Genomic DNA, 20,081 nt, shown 5'->3' on the forward strand with positions numbered 1-20,081 from the left:
CTGTGCCGCGCTCGCCGACGGTCGTAGACTCCAGCATGGAGGAGGGGCATGATGGCGATCCCCCGGGAAACACCGGTGAACGACGACGGCTTGCTGGAGGTTGGCGGCGTGGTCTTCTATTGGCGCGGGCCGGCACCCTTCTATTATCTGCGGGTCCCCGATGAGGCGGCAGCCTACATCCATGACGTCGCCTCCCAGGTCACCTATGGGTGGGGGATGATCCCGGTGGCCGCGAAAATCGGTTCCACCCGCTTCACCACGGCTCTATTTCCGAAGGACGGTGGCTATCTGGTTCCGCTGAAGACGGCGGTCCGGCAGGCGGAGGGGATCGACCTCGACGAGGAGGTCACCGTGGAGCTCGAGCTCGGGGGGACCTGAAGGCCCGGGCACGGAAACGGGCCGTGGGCGATGAACCCACGACCCGCCGCCGTTCCTTAGGCAACCGGTGAAAACCGGCACCGACGCTACTTCTTCGAGGATCCCTTGGCCTTGGCGGCAGCACCCTTCTCGGTGCGGGCCCCGGCGTCGGCCAGATCGCCGTCGCTGTTCTCCACGTGGGAGCGCAGGAACCACTGGAAGAGTTCGAGTTCGCCGACCTGACCGATCAACAGGTCTTCGGTGATGGGGTCCAACGCCCCGACGATCCCGATGGCCTTGCGGTGGCTCTCGATGATCCCGGTGTAGACGACGTCCAGGGCAGCCAGGTGCGCGGTGGTTCCGGCGCGGCCGATCTCGTAGTCATTCCAGGGACGGGCCGCGACGAGGGCCCCGGGGAGCCCGTTGGGGGAGACCCCGAGGGTGGCCATGCGCTCGGCGAGGGTGTCGATCATGCCGCGAACGGTGTCGATCTGCGGGTCGAGCATCTCGTGGACGCCGATGAAATCGCGGCCGACGACGTTCCAGTGGGCATGTTTGAGGGTCAGCTGCAGGTCGTTCAGCGCGTGGAGGCGCATCTGCAGGGTCTCGCCGACCTGGTGGCCGTCCTTGAGGCTCAGGCCCGGGACGGTGTAGGTGGCGTTCTTCTTGTTCTTCGTAGCCATGGTTCTGCTTCCTTCCATTGACGGGTACTGCGGGCTCCTCGGCGGACTCAGGCCGCCAGCTCGTTCTCGATCGCTGCGGTGAACGCATCCAGATCCCCGGGGTTCCGGGAGGTGATCAGGGTCCAGCCTTCCGCCGGGCAGCGGAAGACCTCCTGGTCCTTCCAGGTGCCGCCGGAGTTTTCGACATCCGTTCTGATCGAGAGATACGAGGTGAGCGTCTTGCCGCGGGTCAGACCGGTCTCCACCAACAGCCACGGACCGTGGCAGATCGAGGCGACGGGGCGGGACGCTGCGGCGAAGGACTTCGCGAGGCGTTGGGCCTCGTCATCCAGACGCAGGGCGTCGGCATTGAGTGTGCCACCGGGCAACAGCAGCAGGTCGTAGTCGGCAGCCTCCACGTCCGCGAGGGTGGCATCGACCGGAACCCGGTCTCCGGGTTCCCAATCACTGACGAGGGTTTCGATCTCGCCGGGTTTCGGCGCGGCGACGGTGACCTCTGCTCCGGCGGCGCGCAGCCGCTGCAGCGGAACCGTGAGCTCGTCCTGCTCGACGCCGCGGTTCGAGACCGCGACGAGGATCTTCCTGCCGTTCAGGTTGGCCATGATTGATGCTCCTTTCGAAGGGGAGTCACTGGGTCCAACCCTTCCACTGCTCCGGTGCGCTGGCAAGGTGGAATATCCTGCCTTGGCGTCAGGCTGGATCCGCGGGCTTTGCGCGGGGATTCCGTGGCGCGAAGGGAGCTTGGGACTGCCGCTTTTCGGTGACGAGCCGGTAACAGAAGACGGTTTTATGCCGAAATGGCCCCCCGATCGGAAATACGTGGCTACGGTGGGACTGGACGACGCAGCCCTTCGGGCCGCGTCGAAAGTCCTACCGGAGCCAGTGTGAAGAGGGTCTGAACATGTGGGAATTCGTCGGCGATAGATACCGCCAAATACTCTTTGACTCCTGGCAGCACTTCAGCCTGGTCGTCCAATGCCTGATCCTCGCGACGGTCATCGCCATCGTCCTGGCGGCCCTGGTCTACCGGAGCAAGGCAGCCAGCGGGGCAGCCAACAGCATTTCCGCCATCGGCCTGACCATCCCGTCGTTCGCGCTGATCGGCCTGCTCATCGCCCCCATGGGCTTCGGTGTCGCCCCCGCCGTCGTGGTCGTGACGTTCTTCGCCGCCTTGCCGATCCTGCGCAACTCGGTGGTTGGCCTGGCCGGCATCCCGCCGTCCGTCGTCGAATCGGCCCGCGGCATCGGCATGAGCCGCTTCCGCACCCTGGCCACGGTGGAGATCCCCATGGCGTGGCCCGTCATCCTGGCCGGCGTGCGCGTCTCGGCGCAGATGGTCATGGGGATCGCCGCCATCGCCGCCTACTCCCTGGGTCCCGGCCTGGGCGGGTTCATTTTTTCCGGTCTGTCCCGGCTCGGGGGCGCCAACGCGCTCGAGTCGGTCGTCGTCGGCGTCGTCGGCGTCATCCTGTTGGCCCTCATCCTCGACCTGCAGCTTGTCGGCATTGGTCGGCTCACCACACCGCGAGGTATCCGTGTCTGATTTGAAACCAACCACCCAAGGCTCCGAGAACGGCGTCACGGGCGCCGCCATCCTGCTCGAGGAAGTCACCAAGCGCTATCCCGGCCAGGCCACACCGGCCGTGGGCGGGCTGACCCTGGAGATCCCCGCCGGGTCGATCGTCATGTTCGTCGGCCCATCGGGCTGTGGCAAGACCACGACCCTGAAGATGATCAACCGGCTCATCGAACCCACCGGCGGCGGCATCGTCATCAACGACCAGGACGTCACCGCGATGGACGGGGACAAGCTCCGTCGGCAGATCGGCTACGTCATCCAGGCCGGCGGCCTCTTCCCGCATATGACGGTGGCGACCAACATCGGCCTGGTGCCCAAGATGCTCGGCTGGACCAAGCAGCGCATCGCCGACCGCGTGGATGAACTGCTCGAACTCGTCTCCCTGGACCCCGATACCTACCGCGACCGCTACCCGAAGGAACTTTCCGGCGGGCAGCAGCAGCGCATCGGGGTGGCTCGCGCCCTGGCCGCCGACCCGCCCATCCTGCTGATGGACGAGCCCTTCGGCGCCGTGGACCCGATCACCCGTCAGCGGCTGCAGGACGAACTGATCAACATCCAGTCCGAACTCCAGAAGACCATCGTCTGCGTCACCCACGACTTCGACGAGGCCGTGAAGCTCGGTGACTGGATCGCCGTGTTCGACGAGGGGGCGCATCTGGTGCAGTACGACTCCCCGGAGCGCATCCTGGCCAACCCGGCCAACGAATTCGTGGAGAACTTCATCGGTTCCGGCGCCGGGCTCAAGCAGCTCACGCTCAACCGCGTGGAGGACGTGAAATTGGAGGAAGCGGTCACCGCGGTCGCCGGTGACACGGTCTCCGATGTCCTCTCGCGCCTGCAGGGGGAGGGGAAGAAGAACGTGGTGGTGCTCGATTCACGCGAACGCCCCGCGCAATGGCTGTCCCGACGCGAGCTGAGCCGCATGGACGTCATCACCGACCAGATCGATCCCGACCTCGCGGTGGTTTCGGACCGTTCGACCCTCAATGACGCCCTGGACGTCATGCTGGTCAACAGCGTCAGTGCCGCGTTGGTGGTCGGCAGACGCGATGTCTTCCGTGGCCTGGTCACCGTGGACACGGTCATGGAGTCCATCCATGCGGCCCAGGAAGCGGCCAGGGACGATGCCGCTTCCCCGGTGGGCCTGAACAGCGGCGCCATCCCGACAGCATCTGTGGATGCAGCGGTCGCGGCGTCCGGGCGGAGCAACGCGTCGCGGACTGATGACGATGAAGCACCCGGCGAGCCGCAGGATGGTGGCCAACCATGAGCTCCCTGGAGACCACCACGGGCGCGGACGCCGGTGCCGTCGGCGAGGCGTCCCGGGCGGTGGATGGAGGCATGGCCAAGGCGCTCTGGTGGCAGCTGGCCGGCATTGCCATCGCCTTCCTGCTGCTCATCGGTTGGCTGGGACTGAGCGATTTGAGCGCGACGGAAAAAGCGACCCTCGATCCCGGCGAACTGTGGGGGTACACCCTCGAGCACCTCAAGCTCACCATCGTGGCGGCCGTCATCGTGCTGGTCATCGCCCTCCCGCTGGGCGTGCTGCTCACCCGGGGGCCGCTGCGCAAATTTAGCGGCCCGGTGATGGCCGTGGCCAACATCGGCCAGGCGGCACCGGCCATCGGTCTGGTCGTGTTGCTGGCCTTTTGGTTGGGTTTCGGCTTCAACGCTGCAGTGGTCTCGCTGGTCGCCTATGCGATCCTTCCCGTCCTGCGCAACACGATGGTTGGACTCAGCCAGGTCGACGAGCGGCTCATCGAGGCAGGACGCGGCATGGGCATGAGCTCCAGTGCCGTGCTGTTCAAGGTGGAACTGCCGTTGGCCGTACCGGTGATGCTTGCGGGCATCCGCACCGCACTGGTCCTGCTGGTGGGGACCGCGACGCTGGCTGCCTTCATCAACGGTGGCGGACTGGGAATCCTGATCGTCACCGGTGTCAACCTCAACCTCAGCACCGTGCTGGTGGCCGGCTCGCTGCTGGTGGCCCTGCTGGCGCTGGTCATTGACTGGCTGGGACGGCTCGTCGAGCATGTTGCCCGCCCGAAGGGACTCTAGAAATGGCTGTTCATTTCCCCGCCCGGGGCCCGCGGCGCCCCGCGGCCAGACGGCGCGTCCATGCGGCCGCCGCCGCCCTTGCCGTGGGTTCCCTGCTGGCCGGTTGCGGGCTGCAGCCGGCTGCGTCCTATGTCCCCAAGGCCGATCCGGGGATCATCGAACCTGCCGAGGGGTTGCCCGACGATGCCTCGCTGGTGGTGACCGCGAAGAACTACACCGAGGCGCTGACGCTGGGCAAGATGGCCGTGCTGGCCGCCACCGCGGCGGGGTTCAAGGTCACCGACCTGTCCAATGTCCCGGGCAGCCAGCCCTTCCGTGATCTGTTGGTCTCCGGCAAGGCCGACATGGGCTGGGACTACACCGGCACCGGATGGATCATCTACATGGGCCACGAGGAGGGCATCCCCGATAAGGAGAAGCAGTGGCAGGCCGTCCATGACGAGGACCTGGGCAACGGCCTGACCTGGGGCCGGCCCTCGCCCGAGAACAACACCTATTCCTTTGCGGTGCGCAAGGACGCGGTGAAAGACCTAGGCGGGATCAGCAAGATGTCCCAGATTGCCAAGCTGCCGGTGAAGGACCGCACGTTCTGCGTGGAGTCCGAGTTCAATTCACGGTCCGATGGCTTCAATCCCTGGCTGAAGGACTACGGGATGAAGCGTGGGGACGCGAAAGGGGTGCCCGATGACAACATCGGCATCTACGACACCGGTGCCGTCTACTCGGCCACCGCCAACGGCGACTGCAACTTTGGCGAGGTCTTCACGACCGATGGGCGGATCGATGCGTTGGACCTGGTGGTCCTGGAGGACGACCGCAAGTTCTTCCCGGCCTACAACCTCGCCCCGGTCATCAGTACAGAGACCCTCGAGGAATACCCGCAGCTGGCAGATGTCTTCGCGGAGGTCTCCTCCCGGCTCGATGACGAGGTCATGCGTGGCCTGAACCTCAAGGTCGACGTCAACGGCGAGGAACCTGCCGATGTCGCCTACGACTGGATGGTCTCGGAAGGACTGATCACCGAACCTCAGTAGCCCTGTTCTGGCCGCCGGGCAAGCTCGGCAGCGACCGGGGGATGAGGACTAGGGTGGGTGGACCAAACTCTCGAGGGCAAGGAGCGAACCATGGGTCGGATCCAGGACAAGGTAGCAGTCATCACCGGAGGAGCCAGCGGCATCGGGCTGGCGGCAGCGAAGTTGTTCGCCGCCGAAGGAGCCAAGGTCGTCATCGGGGACCTGAAGCCAGAACAGGCCGAGGCCGCGGCTGCGGAGATCACCGCCGACGGCGGTACTGCCATCGGGGTGGCGGTCGACGCGATGGACGAGGCCTCGCTGACCGGGCTGGTCGACACCGCAGTCTCGACGTTCGGGGCCCTGCACATCATGTGCAACCACGTCGGGGGCAGCAACCCAAAGAAGGACCTGGACCTGCTGCGCCTGGACATGGATGAATTCGACCGGACGATGAAGCTGAACGTGCGCAGCACCGTGGTCGGTTCGCGGGCCGCCCTTCCGCATATCATTGCCGCAGGAGGCGGGTCGATCATCAACACCGCGTCCGTCGGAGGGCTCTCCGGGGACTTCCTGCAGGTCTCCTACGGCACGGCGAAGGCCGCGGTGATCCGGCTGACCGAATACATGGCCACGCAGTACGGGGCACAGAACGTACGCTGCAACTCCATTGCCCCGGGCGCCATCATGACCCCCGCGCTGCGAGACAACCTGCCCCAGGAGGCCATTGAGTCCATCCGCGGACATAATGCCCTGCCCTACATCGGTGCCGCGGAGGACATCGCCCAGGCGATGCTGTACCTGGCCTCCGAGGAGTCCCGCTACGTCACCGGGCAGTGCCTAGTGGTCGACGGCGGCATGTCCAGCCACTCATCGATCGCCGAGGACCGCCGCTCGCTGCTGCCCGACACCCCGGGGCAGTAGCTCTGTTCGTGACTTCCTCGGCCGGTGACGTCGACTTTGTGTCCTGGCCCGAAGGCCGGACATGCGGCTCCCAGCGAATCGAAAGTTCACTAAGTCGAGGTCGTGGAGACTGAGCATGAATAAGGAAAGGTCGTTCCGTCTCGTTGGCGCCTCCGGACTCTTCGCTTGCGGAAAGCTCGGCGCACACCGGCAGTTCATCTGACGAGCTCAGGCTGATCGCGATGTGGTAGATAGTCCCGAGCCAACCGCGCCGTCGGATGAAGGTCGACCTCAGCGGCTCTCCAGTGGTCCCTGAAGGCCATGCAATCCTGCTGTCAGAGCTTCGGCGAATGAAGCCCTCTGGGTATCACTTTTGACCGGCCACCCGGGGATTTCTGCTTGGCCAAAGTTTCGGGCGAAGAGCTCGAGTGGTGAGCAAGACCACGTGTCGTCGAGTTCTGCCGCACGCTCGGTGCCTAGATGTTCGCGTACGTCTAGACCCAGAAGGTGAATGGCAGCTCGGTCGGCTTCCAGATCATAGGCGAGGAGCACGTCCCGTCCTTGCTTGCTTTCGTAGAGGCGGTCTTGGATTGCTGCGGATTTTTGATACCAAAAGGCCGGAACTGATAAATCGGAGGCATCTTTGGTCTCGTGTGACGGTGCACGATCAGTCCATGCCTTCATTTTGAGCGCCGTGTAGCCCGCGGGGTGTGGAACACTAACGGTTGCTCCACAGGGCAAAGTCAGAGGAGTTGCTTGTTCAAAGACTTCTCTAAACCCGAAGACGGCCACGCTTTCTTTGCGGGGTGAAGGGGTTGAACTGCCTGTTGGATTCTCGATGTCTCCGAAAGGCATGAGATCCACCGGAAGTGAACGGATGTAGTACCGAATTCCGGTATCGCCTGTAGGTTCGAGGTGAGATACCAGATCGTCGAATGCATCCCAGGACGCCAGTGTCAGTGCCACATCGATATCGCTGGTACTGCGTAGAGCGAAGGTGTGCTTGTGTGCGCTGTGCAGAATGTCGCGGCTAACAGCACCAATCAGCATTATATCTGCGGGAGTGATGTTGCTGATATTGAGAATTTCTTCAACGACCGTGTTAGGCAGGTCGAAGAGGCGTCGATCAGTGCACGATAGATCGAACATCTTGCTCCAATAGCCTTGCCACTTCTCGTTGCCGCGGCTCTCGTGATGCGAGGAGGTCGGCATATGTCAGGAGGAGGGGTGTTTGCCGTGGAGCCAAGTCCGTGGGGTTCTCCCAAAATGCTCGTCGGATGTATATGTTGGGAGAGCGACCGGCCTTCCACCGATGCCTGATAGCTACAGTAGGGTCAAACTTCGGCGTGTAAAGAACCAACGTTGTTGGTTTTATCCAACGTGTCACAGCCGATTCGCCGCCGAGAAGTAGTTCGTCATCTCCGGGTGATGTGCCAAAATTCGAAATCTCACCTTCCAATTGGGCGAGGCTCAGTTTTGTTCCTAATCCAGTGGAGTAAGCCGCCAGCCACATATCTAATAGTTCGTCGCCGTGGGTGAGCGCGGAGCCTACAACGTAGCCGCTATTTTCGAGTTCTTTGATCGTTGCTTGTGCGGTTCCGGTGGAAACGCCTGCTGCGCGGGCGATTCTGCGCACGGGTTGTTGAATTAGCGTGGGCCAGCATAGGAGAGCAAAGACGACTTGTGCGCGACGTGGCGACAACAGGTTGATTGGTGCAACCGCGTCCGTGCGTGGCGAAAAGCTTGATTCGCTGGGTTGTCGTCCTCGGATATCGAGGTGAACACCGGGGAAATCAAAATAGGCATTTCCGGAGGCGTCGAGGTACTGAATACCAAGGTTGCGAAAGGCTGAGGCGCTTCGTTCATTCATGTACTCGGCAAGCACGGTGACGTCGCGGCTATCCTTGGAAATTGGGGTGCGTAGTTGGTAGTACTCCGTTAGCGTGCCGGTCGCTAGATAGACGAGTTGGGTTTCTGAGGACCCCCTGGCGTGAGAGATGTCAGCGTTCAATACCTCGCCGGGCAGCAGTTCTTTCGTTGGCTTATTGGGAGAAATCTGGACGCCGTACTCGTGAAGCTGCTCGAGAACATGTTCGATCAGACTCTGATCGGGCCTCATTCTTTACCTCCTGCGTTCAAGATTGTTTGATGTTCAGTATACTTGAACAGAGCTTGAACTTGAACAACCTGAGGGATCTCACCAGGGATTGGTGTCGCAATTGGGGGGCAAGTGTGGCGCTCTATCCCGGCCTGCGGGCGACCTGCCAAGACGAAGGGGCTGGACATAGGGGAGGCAATCTGTTCCGGGATGCCGCCTCATAGGCCGATGGTGGACAGAGCAGAAAAGTGGGTGCGAGAGAATCCCGGACGTTGACTGGGCTGAGCGAGCTAGTATCCGCAACTTCTCGCCGCTCTTCCGGGCTTATCCGGTGAGTAGTGGCGGCTTATCGAAAATTCGTACTGTGACTGACGGATGGTCGGGCGACCGAATGTGCGAAATCGCAGCGAAACGAAGGGACTACGCCTTCCCGAAGACCCGGCGCGCAGCCACCAGCCCGGCCAAGGAGATCAGGCCGATCGTGATGTAGTAGAAACTCGGCGCTAATAATGAACCGGTGGTGCTGACCAACCAGGCCAGGATCAGCGGGGCGAAGCCGCCGAACAAGGTGACCCCGACGTTATAGGAGATGGACATGCCGGTGGTTCTGATATTCGTGGGGAACATCTGGGCCAGCAGGGCCGGTAGCGGCCCGAAGTAAGCGGCCATCAGCAGGCCTAAGACCACTTGGACAGCGGTGAGCATCACGACGCTGGGGGCTGCGACGAGGATCAGGAACAGCGGGAACGCGACCAGCACGGCCAGCACCGCCGCGAAGAGCATGACCTTCACGCAACCGATCCGGTCGGCCAGCTTGCCCGCCAGCGGGGCCCCGATGAGGGTGACGATCCCCGAGATGATCCCGCCCAGATAGCCGGCGTAGGAGGGCAGGTCCAGGTTCTGGACCGCATAGGTGGGCATGAACAGGATCAGGTAGACCGACACGCTGGCCAGACCCACGATGGACGCCGAGGTGACCCAGCGTGGTGCCGCGCCGAGCAGGGTGGCGGCCAGCGGTGATTTGGTCAGGTTCCCGCGGGCCCCCTCGAAGTCGGGGGTCTCATCCATCTTCAACCGGATGTAGAGGCCGACCGGGCCGATCAGCAGCCCGAAGAAGAACGGGATCCGCCACCCCCAGGAATACAGGGCGTCGTGGTCCATGAATGTGAACAGGGCGAAACCGAATGCGGAGGCCAGGAACATCGACACACCCTGGGTCGCCACCTGCCAGCTGCCGTAGAACGCTTTTTTATCCGGGGCGTTCTCGATCAGGAATGCGGTGGCGGTCCCGAATTCGCCGCCCGCGGAGAATCCCTGGATGAGTCGGGACAGCAGGATCACCAACGCCGCCGCCGGGCCGATCATCTCGGTGGTGGGGGCGCAGGCCATGATCAGGGTGCCGAGCATCATCAGCATGATCGTCAGGGTCAGCGCACCCTTGCGCCCGTGCCGGTCGGCGTAGGAGCCCAGCACCATGGCGCCCAAGGGGCGGATCAGGTAGGACACGGCGAAGGCGCCGAAGGTCAACAGGATCCCGGTGGTCTGGCCTCCTGCCTCGCCCGCCGGTTCGAAGAACAGGGCGGAGATGACGACGGCGAAGGAGGAGTAGACGATGATGTCGAACCACTCCAGGGCGTTGCCGATGGAGGAGGCGATGACGGCGCGGCGGGCCCGGGAACGGTCCGCCTCGGTGATGGTGTGTGGCGCGGCCGAGGTGCCTGGCGCGGCGCTCGGCCCGCTCATGCCCGGTCCTGCCCGAGCTCGGTGATGAGCGTATCGACGAATGCCTCGCAGGCGGCGAGTTGTTCCAGCTCGACGTATTCGTTGGCGGCGTGGGCCACGGCGATCTCCCCGGGCCCGCACACTACCGTTTCGATCCCGGCACCATGGAACAGCCCGGCTTCGGTGCCGTACGTGACCTTTTCATCGGTGGGATGCCCGCCGCAGTCGTGGGCGAGGGACACGATGTCGGCGTCGGGGCCGATCTCCAGGCCGGGACCCTGCGCCTTGATCACCAGCTCGATGCCGGCGGCCTCCTGTTCGGCCTTCATCGCAGGTTCCAGGGTGTCGAAGAGGAACTCGCGGATCCGTGCCACCACCGGGGCGGTGTCCACGGTGCCCAGGGCGCGGAACTCGAACTCGATCTCGCAGGAGTCGGGGACCGTGTTGCCGGCGATGCCCCCGGAAATCAGGTTGACCCCGCCGGTGGTGAAGGCGACCGGGTAGGCCGTATCGAAGGGGCCCTCGCGGCGCCATTCCTCGGTGAGCTGCCGGTAGAACTCGATGAAGCGGCCCGCATGGTGGATGGCGTTGGAGCCCTGCGGGGTCAGCGAGGAGTGGGCGGCGACGCCACGGAAGGTGACGGTGAACAGGTTGATCGATTTATGCCCGCGGACCACCCGCATTCCCGAGGGTTCACCGACGATGCAGGAGGCGGGTTTGATGCCGTGCTCGGCGAATTGGCCGATCATCCGTTGGGCACCGAGCAGTCCGACTTCCTCGTCGTAGGAGAAGGCCAGGTGCACCGGTCGGGCCAGCGGGGCGGCGGCGATCGCCTCCACCCGGGACATGATGACCGCCAGATAGCCCTTCATGTCGGCGGTCCCGCGGCCGTAGAGGCGGCCGTCGCGTTCGGTGACGGTGAAGGGGTCGCTGTCCCAGTCCTGTCCTTCCACCGGGACGACGTCGGTATGACCAGAGAGGACCACCCCGCCCTCGGTGGAGCCGTCCTTCGCCGGGAAGGTGGCAAAGAGGTTCACCTTGCGCACCCCGTCCTGTTGGTCGTGGGGCAACAGCAGGGGCTCCACACCGTGCCGGCGCAGTTCCGCGGCCACGCAGTCGATCAGTTCGAGGTTCGAGCGATGGGAGGTCGTGTCGAAAGCTACCAGGCGTGTGAGCCAGTCCACAGGTGAAGTCATGACCCGCACTGTACACCCGGGTATGGAGGGGCTTCAGGGAATGTTGAGCCGGGTTAACCCGCAGGTTCGGCCCGTCGAATGAGAGGCCTCTCACGGCCGCCGCAGACACTGTGGGGGTAGCGTGGGAGGGTAGCGGTCCGGACGCGCCGGACCTGGAAGGAGCACCCGTGTCCATCGTCGTCATCAACGCCCTGAAGGTCCCGGTCGAGGCCGGTTCGGAACTCGAGAAGCGTTTTGCCGCCCGCAAGCATTCGGTGGACGGTTCACCGGGGTTCGAGGGCTTCCAGCTGTTGCGCCCCGTGGCCGGCGAAGACCGGTACTTCGTCTACACGCAGTGGGCCACCCGCGAGGACTTCGAGAACTGGCGCGCCAACCGGGCCCCGCACGATCATTCCAAGGGAGCCCCGGTCGCCACGGGCATGGAACTGCTCGAATTCGAGGTCGTCGACCTCAGTGACGACTGAGACCTCCGGCGGTCCACCCCGCCCCGGGAACAGCACAGGACGACGGCGGCGCCTTCCACGGCGCCGCCGTCGTCCTGTGTCTCCGGCCACCGGCTGACGCGTGGGCGGCCTGCCGGTTCAACCGGCCGCGCGGTGGCAGACCCACCCTTCGGGCATGGTTCCCGAGGCGATGAATTCCTGCAGCTGGGCGTGGGCCTGCTCCTCCAAGGCGGTATCGGCCTGGGGGTAGATGATCGGCTCCTCCTTGGAGTTGTGCCGGTCCAGCAGCGAGAGCAGTTCCTGGCAGGTGGAGACCAGTTCGGCGGGTGCGGCCCCGCCGTCGTGGGCTGCCTGCACGGTGTCCATCAGCTGCCAGAGTTCGCCGTGCTCTCGTTCCATGACCATGATCGGCATCATCAACCCGGCATCACGCAGGGGCGGGAAGAGGAAGACCTCCTCCAGATAGATATGTCGACGCAGGGCCGCCAGCGCGCGCAACAAGGCCGCGTCGTCGTAGGTCCCTGTCGTGGCCCCGGCGGTGAAGGCCTCGATGCCGCCGTCGATCTCGCGGTGCTCGCGTTCGAGTGCGTCGGACAGGATGCCGGCGGTGCTCATGATGCCGGGCCCGGGGTGGGTGCGGCGACCTCCGGCAGCGCCTGGCGGGTGCTGATGGCCATCCGGTTCCAGGTGTTGATCGCGCAGATGGCCATGATCAACGTGACGGTGTCCTGGTCCGTGAATTCGTTGCCGACCCGTTCCCAGGTCTGATCGGAGACACCGGCCTGACTGATCAGGGTCATCTCCTCGGTCAGTGCGAGTGCCGCCTCCTCGCGGTCCGAATACAGGCCGGAGGCTTCATGCCATCCGGCGAGGACGTCGAGGTGTCGGTCATCCACGCCGGCGGCGCGGGCTTCGCGGTCGTGCATTTCCAGACAGTAGGCGCAGCCGTTGATCTGGGAGGCCCGGATCTTCACCAGGGCCAGCAGATCTTCTCCGAGGTTGCCACCATGGATGTACTTCTCCAACGCGAACATCGGCTGGTAGGCGGCCGCATCGATGCCGTGGATGTCTAGACGTTGAGCTGCGGGCATTTCACGTGGTCCTTTTGACTGGAACGGTGCCGGCGGGAATCCGTCGTCGATTCCACTGTCCCGCCGCTCCCGGGGGTTGTCAATCGGTCGCTGACGGGCCGTGGGGACAGTCCATCCGGGGCGGTTGACCGGCAAAGGTCCGATGATTGACCGTAGGATGGTGGCCATGGCTGTGACTGATGAGGCGATCGACAAGATCAAGGGCATGTTGCTGCGCGAGGAGCTCAAGGCGGGGGACCGGCTTCCCCCGGAGAAGGAGCTGGCCGAACGGCTCGGACTTTCGCGTAATTCACTGCGCGAAGCGGTCAAGGCCCTGGAACTGATTCGGGTGCTGGACGTCCGCCGCGGTGACGGAACCTACGTGACGTCGCTGGATGCGAACCTGCTCAACGGGGCGGTGGCCTTCATCGTGGAGCTGCACCAGGACCGGTCGGTGCTCGAACTCTTCGAAGTCCGGCGCATCCTCGAACCGGCCAGCGGCTTCATGGCCGCCTCGAGGATGTCGGCCGAGGATCTGAAAGCCCTGCGCGCCACGATGGAGGGGATCGACGAGACCACCGGCATCGAGGAACTCGTGGCCCACGACCTGGATTTCCACCGCATCATCGGCCAGGCGGCCGGCAACGAATACCTGGGCAGTCTGGTCGAGGCGCTCTCGGGAAGCACCGTACGGGCGAGGATCTGGCGGGGGCTGACCCAGGACCACGCGGTGGCGCGCACCCTGGCCGAACACCAGGCCATTGCCGATGCCCTGGAGCGCGGCGATGCCGAACTCACCCGGGCGTTGCTGACCGTGCACGTCAGCGGTGTGGAAGCCTGGTTGCGCGAGGCGATGTAGCCGGTTTCCGGTCGGTCCGCAGTTAGTGGTCGTCGCCCAGTTGGTAGACCCGGGCCGCGGTCCCGTGCAGCACGGCCTCCTGCTCGGAGTCGGAGAGCGTGGAGATCAGCTCGAACAGCGGGCCAGCGGTCTCACCGTAGGAACCGCCCAGCCGGCTGATGGGCCAATCGCCCCCGAACATGAGCCGCTCCGGTCCGAAGGCCTCCAATGCCTCATCCCACACCTGGCGGAGGGCATCCGCCGTATAGGGCAGTCCCGGGATGAACAGCCCGGAGATCTTCGCGACCGTCCGGGGAAGTTCCGCCAGGGCCCTGAAGTCCCGCTGCCAGCTCGGCATCGCCTGCTCGTCCGAACGCGGCGGCTTGCCCAGATGGTCCAGGACCACCGTCAGGGAGTCGAGATCGCGGGCCAGCTGCACGGTCTGGTCCAGGTGGCCCGGAAAGGCGTCGGGAACGTCGAAGGCCAGCCCGGAAGCAGCGACGGCTTCCAGGGATTCGCGCACTGCAGGAAGTTCGAGGAAATCGGGGCGCGGGTCGTCGTGGACCAGATGGCGGATGCCCTTGAACTTCGTCTCGGCCCCCGGGAGGTCCAGGGCGGCGCGGGCGCCGGTGGGGTCATCGAGCCGGATCCACCCGACGACGCCGAGCACCCAGGGGCTCTCCTGCGCCACGGCGAGCATGGCGGCCGTATCGGCGGCGGTGTCGTCGGCCTGGACGAGCACGGCGTTCTCGACGCCTCCGCCCGCGAGGGCGTCGTGGGCCTCCCGGGCCCCGTGGCTGCGGTGGAGGATGCCGTGCTGGGGGCCCAACCAGGCGTAGGCCTTCGGCGCATCGCCACCGCCGGCCGCGGTGTCGGCGTCGTCGAGCTCCCACAGGTGCAGGTGCGCGTCGATAATGGGCCGGCTCATGAGAGGAGTCCGCGCTCCGTCAGGGCCTCCCAGAGTGCCTCGGGGATGTCCTGCCCCATCCGCTCAGCGTTGGAGACCATTTGGGACGAGGAGCTGGCCCCGACCGTCACGTTCACCACGGCGGGGTGGCGCAGGCTGAATTGCAGGGCAGCCTTCGGTAGTTCGACCCCGAAGTCCTGGCAGATCGAAGCCAACTCCCGGGCCCGTTGCACCATTTCGCGTGGGGCTTGTTCATAGTTGTAGTGGGCATCATCGCGGACCTCGGCCCGCGCTAGTAGCCCGGAGTTGTAGACCCCCACATTCACCAGACCGGTGCCGCGTTCGAGGCAGCGCTCCAGCAGCGGCCCGTCGGGCTGCTCCAGCAGGGTGTAGCGTCCGGCCAGCATGACCAGATCCAGATCGGAGGCTTCAACGCATTCCAGCGCCGCCTGCGCGGAATTCGTGCCGACCCCGATGGCCCGGATGAGTCCCTCGGCGCGCAGCTTCTCCAAGGCAGGAAGACCCTGGTCGATGCCTGCCTTGAGGTCATGGACATCGGGATCGTGCAGATAGGCGATGTCCACGCGGTCCAGACCGAGTCGTTCCAGGGACTCCTCGAGGCTGCGGCGGATCCCCGCTTCGGAGAAGTCCCAGACACGGCGGCTGGTGGCGGGCACGTCGAAGCCCTCGTCGTCACGGGCTCCGGCGTTGGAACCACCGGGCAACGCGTCCGGGTTGGGGGCCAGCAGCCGTCCCACCTTCGTGGAGATGACGAACTGATCCCGTGGCTTGGTGGCCAGCACGGCCCCCAGACGGCGCTCGGACAGACCGAGGCCGTAGTGCGGGGCCGTATCGAAGTACCTGACGCCCGAGTCCCAGGCGGCTTCGACGATGGCGGTTGCCTGGTCGTCGGGCATCGCCTTGTACAGGTTGCCGATGCCCGCGGCGCCGAAACCCAGTCGACCCAGTTCGGGCGCACCGCCGGCTCCGGGTGCGACGGTGCTCATGGCAGCGCCCACACCAGCGGAATGCCGGAGTCGTCGCCCGAGTAGTCGTCTTCGACGGCCAGCATTTCGGCCATCCGGGCCTGCCAGGGGACATTGGCTGGATGGTCGGCGATCGCATGGCGCATGGCCTGGTAATCGTCCACGTCCAGGACGTGGAAGAGGTCCAGACCGCTGCGCCAGATGCGCCAGTTGCGGACTCCGGCCTCCTTCAGGGCGGCGACCAGTTCGGCGGGGATCCCCGCGTGGGCGTCGGCGTAGTCCTGCTCGGCGCCGGGCTTGAGCTGGGTGTGCAGGGCAATGGTTTCAGGCATCGGTGGCTCCTGGTTCGGGGAAAGATCCACTTCCGGATGATGCGGAAACCGGCTGTCCGGTCCAGACGGGTCCATCGGGGAAACTGTAGTCGGCCAGGGACTTCTGCAACATCTCCGTTCCCGCGCCGGGGGTCGACGGTGGCCAGTAGTTCCCGCCGTGGACGTCCACGGGGGTGATGAAGTGCTCGTGCAGGTGGTCGACGAATTCGATCATCCGGCCTTCCAGCTCACCGGAAACGGCCACGAAGTCGAACATGGACAGATGTTGGACCGCTTCGCAGAGCCCCACGCCGCCGGCGTGCGGGCAGACGCGGACCCCGAATTTGGCGGCCAGCAGCAGGATCGCGACGTTTTCGTTCACCCCGGCCACCCGGGCGGCGTCGATCTGCAGGACCTGCAGGGACCCTGCCTGCAGCATCTGCTTGAAGACCACGCGGTTCTGGACATGTTCGCCGGTGGCCACCGGGATCGGTGCAACGCCGCGGGCGATGGCGGCATGACCCAGGATGTCGTCGGGGCTGGTGGGCTCCTCGATCCAGGCGATGCCGTAGGGGGCCAAATGTGACATCCAGTCGATGGCGTCGGCGACGTCCCACCGCTGGTTGGCGTCCACGGCGACCCCGATGTCCGGCCCCACGGCCTCGCGGGCAATGCGCACGCGGCGGATGTCGTCGTCCAACGAGGCCCCGACTTTGAGCTTGATCTGTTTGAACCCCTCGGCGACGGCTTCCTTGGACAACCGGGCCAGTTTCTCGTCGCTGTAGCCCAGCCATCCCGGGGTCGTCGTGTAGCCCGGGTAGCCCCCGGCCAGCAGCTCGGCACGGCGCGTGGCCTTGCCGGGTTCTGCACGCCGGAGGATCTCGAATGCTTCCTCGGGGGTCAGCGCATCGCTGAGGTAGCGGAAGTCCACCAGGGCCACGAGTTCCTCGGGGCTCATGGAGGCCAACAGATCCCAGAGCGGCATCCCGGCCCGTTTGGCCTTCAGGTCCCAGAGGGCGTTCACGACGGCACCGATGGCCATATGCATCACGCCCTTTTCGGGGCCGAGCCACCGGAGCTGTGAATCGTTGTTGAGCATCTTCCAGGTGGTGCCCATGTCACCGAGCAGTTCCTCGACATTGGAACCCATGACGTGGTCGGCCAGTGCCTTGATGGCGGCGGTTTCGATTTCGTTGCCGCGGCCGATGGTGAACACGAAACCATGGCCCTCGAAACCGTCGCCCGCATCGGTGCCGATCGTCAAATACGCGGCCGAGTAGTCCGGGTCCGGGTTCATGGCATCCGAACCGTCGAGTTCCAGCGAAGTGGGGAAGCGGATGTCATAGACATCCACCGAGGTGATGACGCTCATGGTGCTCCTAGTTTCGCGGTGTCCCTGGAAATTTCCCTGATGGAGAACCGGGCAACACCGCACTCTGGCGATTCTGACTCTGCGCTCAACCCAAACATCCGATCTTTCTCTTGTCAATAAGTCTCTTTTGTGAGGTTTAGCAGATAATATAGATGAAGAGTTCGGATGTTAGAGCTGTGACGGAGGAAAAATGAACGTGAAATTTGCGCGTCTAGGCGCCCCCGGCGAAGAACAGCCGGTGGTCATTGCCCAGGAAGCCGACGGCGAGGAGAAATACTTCGATGTGTCGTCACTGACCAACGATATCGACGGAAGGTTCTTGGCCGGCGGCGGTGTGGCCCGCACCCGTGAAGCCCTGGAGTCGGGAAGCCTGCCGGAGATCGGGTCGGAAGGGGTCCGCGTCGGCTCACCGATTGCCCGGCCGGGATCCGTGGTCTGCATCGGCATGAACTATGTCGCCCATGCGGCGGAGTCCGGTGCGGAGCCGCCCACGATCCCCGTGGTCTTCCTCAAGCCCTCCAACACCGTCTGCGGGCCCTATGACGCCGCGCCCATTCCTCCGTCGGCCCAGAAGTACGACTGGGAGGTGGAGCTGGGCATCGTCATCGGCCAGGAAGCAACCTATCTTTCCGGCGTCGAAGAAGCAGCTGCGTGCATTGCCGGTTTCGTTCAGGCCAACGACCTGTCCGAACGCGAATACCAGATCCCCGGTGCCGCCGGGCAGTGGACCAAGGGCAAGTCCCTGCCAGCATCCACGCCGCTGGGCCCGTGGATGGTTCCCGCCGATCAGCTCGACGGCGAAAAGCTCCGTTTGCGCTCCTGGGTCAATGGCGAACCGCGGCAGGACTCCAGCACGGAGGATCTCATCTTTGATCTGGCCACCGTGGTGCACCACGTCAGCCAATACATGCTCCTAGAACCGGGCGATGTCCTGTTGACCGGCACCCCGCAGGGAGTCGCCTTGTCCGGACGCTTCCCCTACATCCAGCCCGGTGACGTCATCGAGCTCGAAATCGAAGGACTCGGCCGGCAGCGCCAGGAGTTCTACCGCGCAACAGCTAAGGAAGCAGTATGAACAACGAATTCGAGAACCTCGTCGCCATCGTCACCGGCGGTGCCTCAGGTATTGGGGCCGCCGTCGCCGATCGTCTGGTCGCCGGTGGAGCGCAGGTGGCCGTGCTGGATCTGAACCCCGCAGGCAGCGAGTACTTCGGCGTCGAATGCAATGTCGCCGATGATGAGTCAGTGCGCTCCGCCGTCGACGCCGTCGTAGCCAAGTTCGGTCGCTTGGATATCGTGGTCAACAATGCCGGGATCGGTGCCCAGGGTGATATCGCTGCCAATGACGACGCCGAATGGGCTCGCGTGTTGAACATCAACGTGATCGGTATCGCTCGGGTCAGTCGCGCCGCGCTTCCGCATCTGCGCCAGTCGGACTCGGCGGCCATCGTGAACACCTGTTCCATCGCCGCCACGGCCGGGCTGCCGCAGCGTGCGCTGTATTCTGCGTCGAAGGGCGCCGTGCTCTCCTTGACGCTGGCCATGGCTGCCGACCACATCCGCGAAGGCATCCGCGTGAACTGCGTCAACCCCGGAACGGTGGATACCCCCTGGATCGGACGCCTGCTGGACTCCGCCGAAGACCCCGCAGCCGAGCGGGCCTCCCTCAACGCCCGTCAGCCGCACGGACGTCTGGTTGCCGCATCGGAAGTTGCCGGTGCCGTGGCCTACCTCGCGAGCCCACTCTCCGGCTCCGTGGCCGGAACCTCCATGGCCGTCGATGGCGGGATGCAGGGGCTGCGCCTCCGCCAGGAGTAGTACGGTCGACCCCGAACGATCTGGACGCCAGCGGACCATCGGTCCGCTGGCGTCACTTCTTTCTAGGCGTCGTCGTAGTACTGGCTGCTCTTGCCGTAGCCGGGGTCGAGTTCAGAACGTTGCATCCGGTGTTCGACCGGTTGGTCGATGCAGGGAGTAGAGACAAAGACCTCCATGGACGGCTTGGCGTACTTGGAGCCATTCCTGAGTTCGGCGGTGACTCCTAGATCGCCTTTGCCAAAGAAGAGCATGCGGGCTTCCCCTTCATGGCGCTTGACCTCGTTCTTCTTTTCCCAGCCGTCAGCTTGTAGGTGCTGGTCGATTCGGTCGAGGGCGTGGTGGGCCTTGCTCCGGGCATCGCCCTTGACCGCAGCGGTGGCCAGGCCAACCCAGCGGGTTTTCGTCTGCGGGGCGTCGTTTTCAGGGCGCAGACATGTTTCCTCACGGGCATCGTCGACCTTCAGGTCAGCGTCGTCTCCGACGACCTCCGATAGCTCTAGGAGCAGTGGCCCGACTTGCTGGCCCCGAGCTGTCGAGGCACTCGAGGCTTCAGAGGGATCGGGCGTGCTACTCGTTGAACATCCGGACATCAGGAACATGATCACGGCAAGGCCCGCAGCAACCGTCAGCAGTCGCGGTACGGTCTTGGGTTTCCGGCCGGAGTGTCCGGGGTGGTGGTTCACGGGTTCTTTGGCTTTCCGTCGGTGTCGGTTGTCCGCATCGGGCT

General features: G+C 64.6%; 23 protein-coding genes. 10 read left to right on the plus strand and 13 right to left on the minus strand.

The genetic code is table 11. The features are described 5' to 3' along the window. The first annotated feature begins 48 nt into the window (after window positions 1-48). Window positions 49-378, plus strand: a complete 330-nt coding sequence (locus AC3ZI9_RS01655; RefSeq protein ID WP_443383088.1) for a DUF1905 domain-containing protein — start codon at window positions 49-51, stop codon at window positions 376-378. An 86-nt stretch (window positions 379-464) separates the two neighbouring features. Here the strand turns inward: AC3ZI9_RS01655 and AC3ZI9_RS01660 are convergent, their stop codons facing one another. Further along, a complete protein-coding gene (locus tag AC3ZI9_RS01660) occupies window positions 465-1,040 on the minus strand; it encodes a Dps family protein (protein WP_443383091.1) in 576 nt (191 codons plus the stop codon). A gap of 47 nt (window positions 1,041-1,087) precedes the next feature. Beyond that, entirely contained in the window at window positions 1,088-1,642 is a 555-nt protein-coding gene (locus AC3ZI9_RS01665; protein WP_443383093.1) for a type 1 glutamine amidotransferase domain-containing protein, read from the minus strand. A 299-nt stretch (window positions 1,643-1,941) separates the two neighbouring features. On the opposite strand from AC3ZI9_RS01665, the gene AC3ZI9_RS01670 reads away from it, so the two are divergent. From AC3ZI9_RS01670 to AC3ZI9_RS01690, 5 genes are all read left to right on the plus strand, one after another. Next, a complete protein-coding gene (locus AC3ZI9_RS01670; RefSeq protein ID WP_443383096.1) occupies window positions 1,942-2,583 on the plus strand; it encodes an ABC transporter permease in 642 nt (213 codons plus the stop codon). 1 nt (window position 2,584) lies between these two features. Further along, entirely contained in the window at window positions 2,585-3,892 is a 1,308-nt protein-coding gene (locus AC3ZI9_RS01675) for an ABC transporter ATP-binding protein (protein WP_443383225.1), read from the plus strand. Between the two features lie 71 nt (window positions 3,893-3,963). Then, window positions 3,964-4,680: an ABC transporter permease gene (locus tag AC3ZI9_RS01680; protein ID WP_443383228.1), complete on the plus strand. Its 717-nt coding sequence runs from the start codon at window positions 3,964-3,966 to the stop codon at window positions 4,678-4,680. Between the two features lie 2 nt (window positions 4,681-4,682). After that, window positions 4,683-5,714 carry a glycine betaine ABC transporter substrate-binding protein gene (locus tag AC3ZI9_RS01685; RefSeq protein ID WP_444554098.1) on the plus strand — a complete coding sequence of 344 codons (1,032 nt, stop codon included), beginning with the start codon at window positions 4,683-4,685 and terminating at the stop codon, window positions 5,712-5,714. Between the two features lie 90 nt (window positions 5,715-5,804). Next, complete coding sequence (locus AC3ZI9_RS01690) at window positions 5,805-6,614, plus strand: SDR family NAD(P)-dependent oxidoreductase (RefSeq protein ID WP_444561456.1); 810 nt, start codon at window positions 5,805-5,807, stop codon at window positions 6,612-6,614. Between the two features lie 270 nt (window positions 6,615-6,884). Here the strand turns inward: AC3ZI9_RS01690 and AC3ZI9_RS01695 are convergent, their stop codons facing one another. The 4 genes from AC3ZI9_RS01695 to argE all read right to left on the minus strand — a co-directional run bounded on the left by AC3ZI9_RS01695 (window position 6,885) and on the right by argE (window position 11,609). Further along, the gene (locus AC3ZI9_RS01695; protein ID WP_444566383.1) at window positions 6,885-7,742 is read right to left on the minus strand and encodes a hypothetical protein; all 858 of its coding nucleotides are present in this window, start codon (window positions 7,740-7,742) and stop codon (window positions 6,885-6,887) included. Beyond that, window positions 7,720-8,712, minus strand: coding sequence for a type IV toxin-antitoxin system AbiEi family antitoxin (locus AC3ZI9_RS01700; protein ID WP_444566382.1), 993 nt, complete (start codon window positions 8,710-8,712; stop codon window positions 7,720-7,722). Before AC3ZI9_RS01700 ends, AC3ZI9_RS01695 begins: the two co-directional genes overlap by 23 nt. Window positions 8,713-9,111: 399 nt before the next feature. After that, window positions 9,112-10,434, minus strand: coding sequence for an MFS transporter (locus AC3ZI9_RS01705; protein ID WP_489923753.1), 1,323 nt, complete (start codon window positions 10,432-10,434; stop codon window positions 9,112-9,114). Then, window positions 10,431-11,609: an acetylornithine deacetylase gene (argE, locus tag AC3ZI9_RS01710; protein WP_444561917.1), complete on the minus strand. Its 1,179-nt coding sequence runs from the start codon at window positions 11,607-11,609 to the stop codon at window positions 10,431-10,433. The genes AC3ZI9_RS01705 and argE overlap by 4 nt, the downstream gene beginning before the upstream one ends. Window positions 11,610-11,776: 167 nt before the next feature. On the opposite strand from argE, the gene AC3ZI9_RS01715 reads away from it, so the two are divergent. Beyond that, a complete protein-coding gene (locus AC3ZI9_RS01715) occupies window positions 11,777-12,073 on the plus strand; it encodes an antibiotic biosynthesis monooxygenase family protein (RefSeq protein WP_444566380.1) in 297 nt (98 codons plus the stop codon). Between the two features lie 117 nt (window positions 12,074-12,190). Here AC3ZI9_RS01715 and AC3ZI9_RS01720 read toward each other — a convergent pair whose 3' ends face one another. After that, window positions 12,191-12,667: a hemerythrin domain-containing protein gene (locus AC3ZI9_RS01720; RefSeq protein ID WP_444566379.1), complete on the minus strand. Its 477-nt coding sequence runs from the start codon at window positions 12,665-12,667 to the stop codon at window positions 12,191-12,193. Beyond that, window positions 12,664-13,143 (minus strand): carboxymuconolactone decarboxylase family protein, encoded by a 480-nt coding sequence (locus tag AC3ZI9_RS01725; RefSeq protein ID WP_444561924.1) that lies wholly within the window; start codon window positions 13,141-13,143, stop codon window positions 12,664-12,666. Before AC3ZI9_RS01725 ends, AC3ZI9_RS01720 begins: the two co-directional genes overlap by 4 nt. A 166-nt stretch (window positions 13,144-13,309) precedes the next feature. Between AC3ZI9_RS01725 and AC3ZI9_RS01730 the strand changes: the two genes are divergently transcribed. Further along, entirely contained in the window at window positions 13,310-13,981 is a 672-nt protein-coding gene (locus AC3ZI9_RS01730; protein WP_444566378.1) for a FadR/GntR family transcriptional regulator, read from the plus strand. Window positions 13,982-14,003: 22 nt separating this feature from the next. Here the strand turns inward: AC3ZI9_RS01730 and AC3ZI9_RS01735 are convergent, their stop codons facing one another. Genes AC3ZI9_RS01735 through AC3ZI9_RS01750 form a run of 4 tightly spaced genes read right to left on the minus strand, consistent with a single transcriptional unit; the run spans window position 14,004 to window position 17,536 of the window. After that, window positions 14,004-14,888 carry an amidohydrolase family protein gene (locus tag AC3ZI9_RS01735; protein WP_444566377.1) on the minus strand — a complete coding sequence of 295 codons (885 nt, stop codon included), beginning with the start codon at window positions 14,886-14,888 and terminating at the stop codon, window positions 14,004-14,006. Beyond that, window positions 14,885-15,874, minus strand: coding sequence for an aldo/keto reductase (locus AC3ZI9_RS01740; RefSeq protein WP_444566376.1), 990 nt, complete (start codon window positions 15,872-15,874; stop codon window positions 14,885-14,887). Before AC3ZI9_RS01740 ends, AC3ZI9_RS01735 begins: the two co-directional genes overlap by 4 nt. Beyond that, window positions 15,871-16,185, minus strand: coding sequence for an L-rhamnose mutarotase (locus AC3ZI9_RS01745; RefSeq protein WP_443383127.1), 315 nt, complete (start codon window positions 16,183-16,185; stop codon window positions 15,871-15,873). Before AC3ZI9_RS01745 ends, AC3ZI9_RS01740 begins: the two co-directional genes overlap by 4 nt. Next, window positions 16,178-17,536 (minus strand): L-fuconate dehydratase, encoded by a 1,359-nt coding sequence (locus AC3ZI9_RS01750; protein WP_444561501.1) that lies wholly within the window; start codon window positions 17,534-17,536, stop codon window positions 16,178-16,180. Before AC3ZI9_RS01750 ends, AC3ZI9_RS01745 begins: the two co-directional genes overlap by 8 nt. A gap of 190 nt (window positions 17,537-17,726) precedes the next feature. Between AC3ZI9_RS01750 and AC3ZI9_RS01755 the strand changes: the two genes are divergently transcribed. Both AC3ZI9_RS01755 and AC3ZI9_RS01760 read left to right on the plus strand, forming a co-directional pair. Continuing rightward, window positions 17,727-18,611, plus strand: coding sequence for a fumarylacetoacetate hydrolase family protein (locus AC3ZI9_RS01755; RefSeq protein ID WP_443383131.1), 885 nt, complete (start codon window positions 17,727-17,729; stop codon window positions 18,609-18,611). After that, window positions 18,608-19,354 carry an SDR family NAD(P)-dependent oxidoreductase gene (locus AC3ZI9_RS01760; RefSeq protein ID WP_443383134.1) on the plus strand — a complete coding sequence of 249 codons (747 nt, stop codon included), beginning with the start codon at window positions 18,608-18,610 and terminating at the stop codon, window positions 19,352-19,354. Before AC3ZI9_RS01755 ends, AC3ZI9_RS01760 begins: the two co-directional genes overlap by 4 nt. Window positions 19,355-19,416: 62 nt before the next feature. On the opposite strand, the gene AC3ZI9_RS01765 is transcribed toward AC3ZI9_RS01760, so the two are convergent. Next, window positions 19,417-20,037, minus strand: a complete 621-nt coding sequence (locus tag AC3ZI9_RS01765) for a hypothetical protein (RefSeq protein WP_443383137.1) — start codon at window positions 20,035-20,037, stop codon at window positions 19,417-19,419. Window positions 20,038-20,081: the final 44 nt, after the last annotated feature.

The sequence above is a fragment of the Arthrobacter sp. AOP36-F1-5 genome (genome assembly GCF_058137995.1).

What these genes read in the sequence shown, in the direction of transcription:
- AC3ZI9_RS01665 (WP_443383093.1), bottom strand. Translation starts at nt 1,642, where the DNA reads ATGGCCAACCTGAACGGCAGGAAGATCCTCGTCGCGGTCTCGAACCGC.
- argE (WP_444561917.1), bottom strand. Translation starts at nt 11,609, where the DNA reads ATGACTTCACCTGTGGACTGGCTCACACGCCTGGTAGCTTTCGACACG.
- AC3ZI9_RS01670 (WP_443383096.1), top strand. Translation starts at nt 1,942, where the DNA reads ATGTGGGAATTCGTCGGCGATAGATACCGCCAAATACTCTTTGACTCC.
- AC3ZI9_RS01730 (WP_444566378.1), top strand. Translation starts at nt 13,310, where the DNA reads ATGGCTGTGACTGATGAGGCGATCGACAAGATCAAGGGCATGTTGCTG.
- AC3ZI9_RS01750 (WP_444561501.1), bottom strand. Translation starts at nt 17,536, where the DNA reads ATGAGCGTCATCACCTCGGTGGATGTCTATGACATCCGCTTCCCCACT.
- AC3ZI9_RS01740 (WP_444566376.1), bottom strand. Translation starts at nt 15,874, where the DNA reads ATGAGCACCGTCGCACCCGGAGCCGGCGGTGCGCCCGAACTGGGTCGA.
- AC3ZI9_RS01755 (WP_443383131.1), top strand. Translation starts at nt 17,727, where the DNA reads ATGAACGTGAAATTTGCGCGTCTAGGCGCCCCCGGCGAAGAACAGCCG.
- AC3ZI9_RS01735 (WP_444566377.1), bottom strand. Translation starts at nt 14,888, where the DNA reads ATGAGCCGGCCCATTATCGACGCGCACCTGCACCTGTGGGAGCTCGAC.
- AC3ZI9_RS01685 (WP_444554098.1), top strand. Translation starts at nt 4,683, where the DNA reads ATGGCTGTTCATTTCCCCGCCCGGGGCCCGCGGCGCCCCGCGGCCAGA.
- AC3ZI9_RS01705 (WP_489923753.1), bottom strand. Translation starts at nt 10,434, where the DNA reads ATGAGCGGGCCGAGCGCCGCGCCAGGCACCTCGGCCGCGCCACACACC.
- AC3ZI9_RS01720 (WP_444566379.1), bottom strand. Translation starts at nt 12,667, where the DNA reads ATGAGCACCGCCGGCATCCTGTCCGACGCACTCGAACGCGAGCACCGC.
- AC3ZI9_RS01745 (WP_443383127.1), bottom strand. Translation starts at nt 16,185, where the DNA reads ATGCCTGAAACCATTGCCCTGCACACCCAGCTCAAGCCCGGCGCCGAG.
- AC3ZI9_RS01690 (WP_444561456.1), top strand. Translation starts at nt 5,805, where the DNA reads ATGGGTCGGATCCAGGACAAGGTAGCAGTCATCACCGGAGGAGCCAGC.
- AC3ZI9_RS01680 (WP_443383228.1), top strand. Translation starts at nt 3,964, where the DNA reads ATGGCCAAGGCGCTCTGGTGGCAGCTGGCCGGCATTGCCATCGCCTTC.
- AC3ZI9_RS01655 (WP_443383088.1), top strand. Translation starts at nt 49, where the DNA reads ATGATGGCGATCCCCCGGGAAACACCGGTGAACGACGACGGCTTGCTG.
- AC3ZI9_RS01700 (WP_444566382.1), bottom strand. Translation starts at nt 8,712, where the DNA reads ATGAGGCCCGATCAGAGTCTGATCGAACATGTTCTCGAGCAGCTTCAC.
- AC3ZI9_RS01760 (WP_443383134.1), top strand. Translation starts at nt 18,608, where the DNA reads ATGAACAACGAATTCGAGAACCTCGTCGCCATCGTCACCGGCGGTGCC.
- AC3ZI9_RS01660 (WP_443383091.1), bottom strand. Translation starts at nt 1,040, where the DNA reads ATGGCTACGAAGAACAAGAAGAACGCCACCTACACCGTCCCGGGCCTG.
- AC3ZI9_RS01725 (WP_444561924.1), bottom strand. Translation starts at nt 13,143, where the DNA reads ATGCCCGCAGCTCAACGTCTAGACATCCACGGCATCGATGCGGCCGCC.
- AC3ZI9_RS01695 (WP_444566383.1), bottom strand. Translation starts at nt 7,742, where the DNA reads ATGTTCGATCTATCGTGCACTGATCGACGCCTCTTCGACCTGCCTAAC.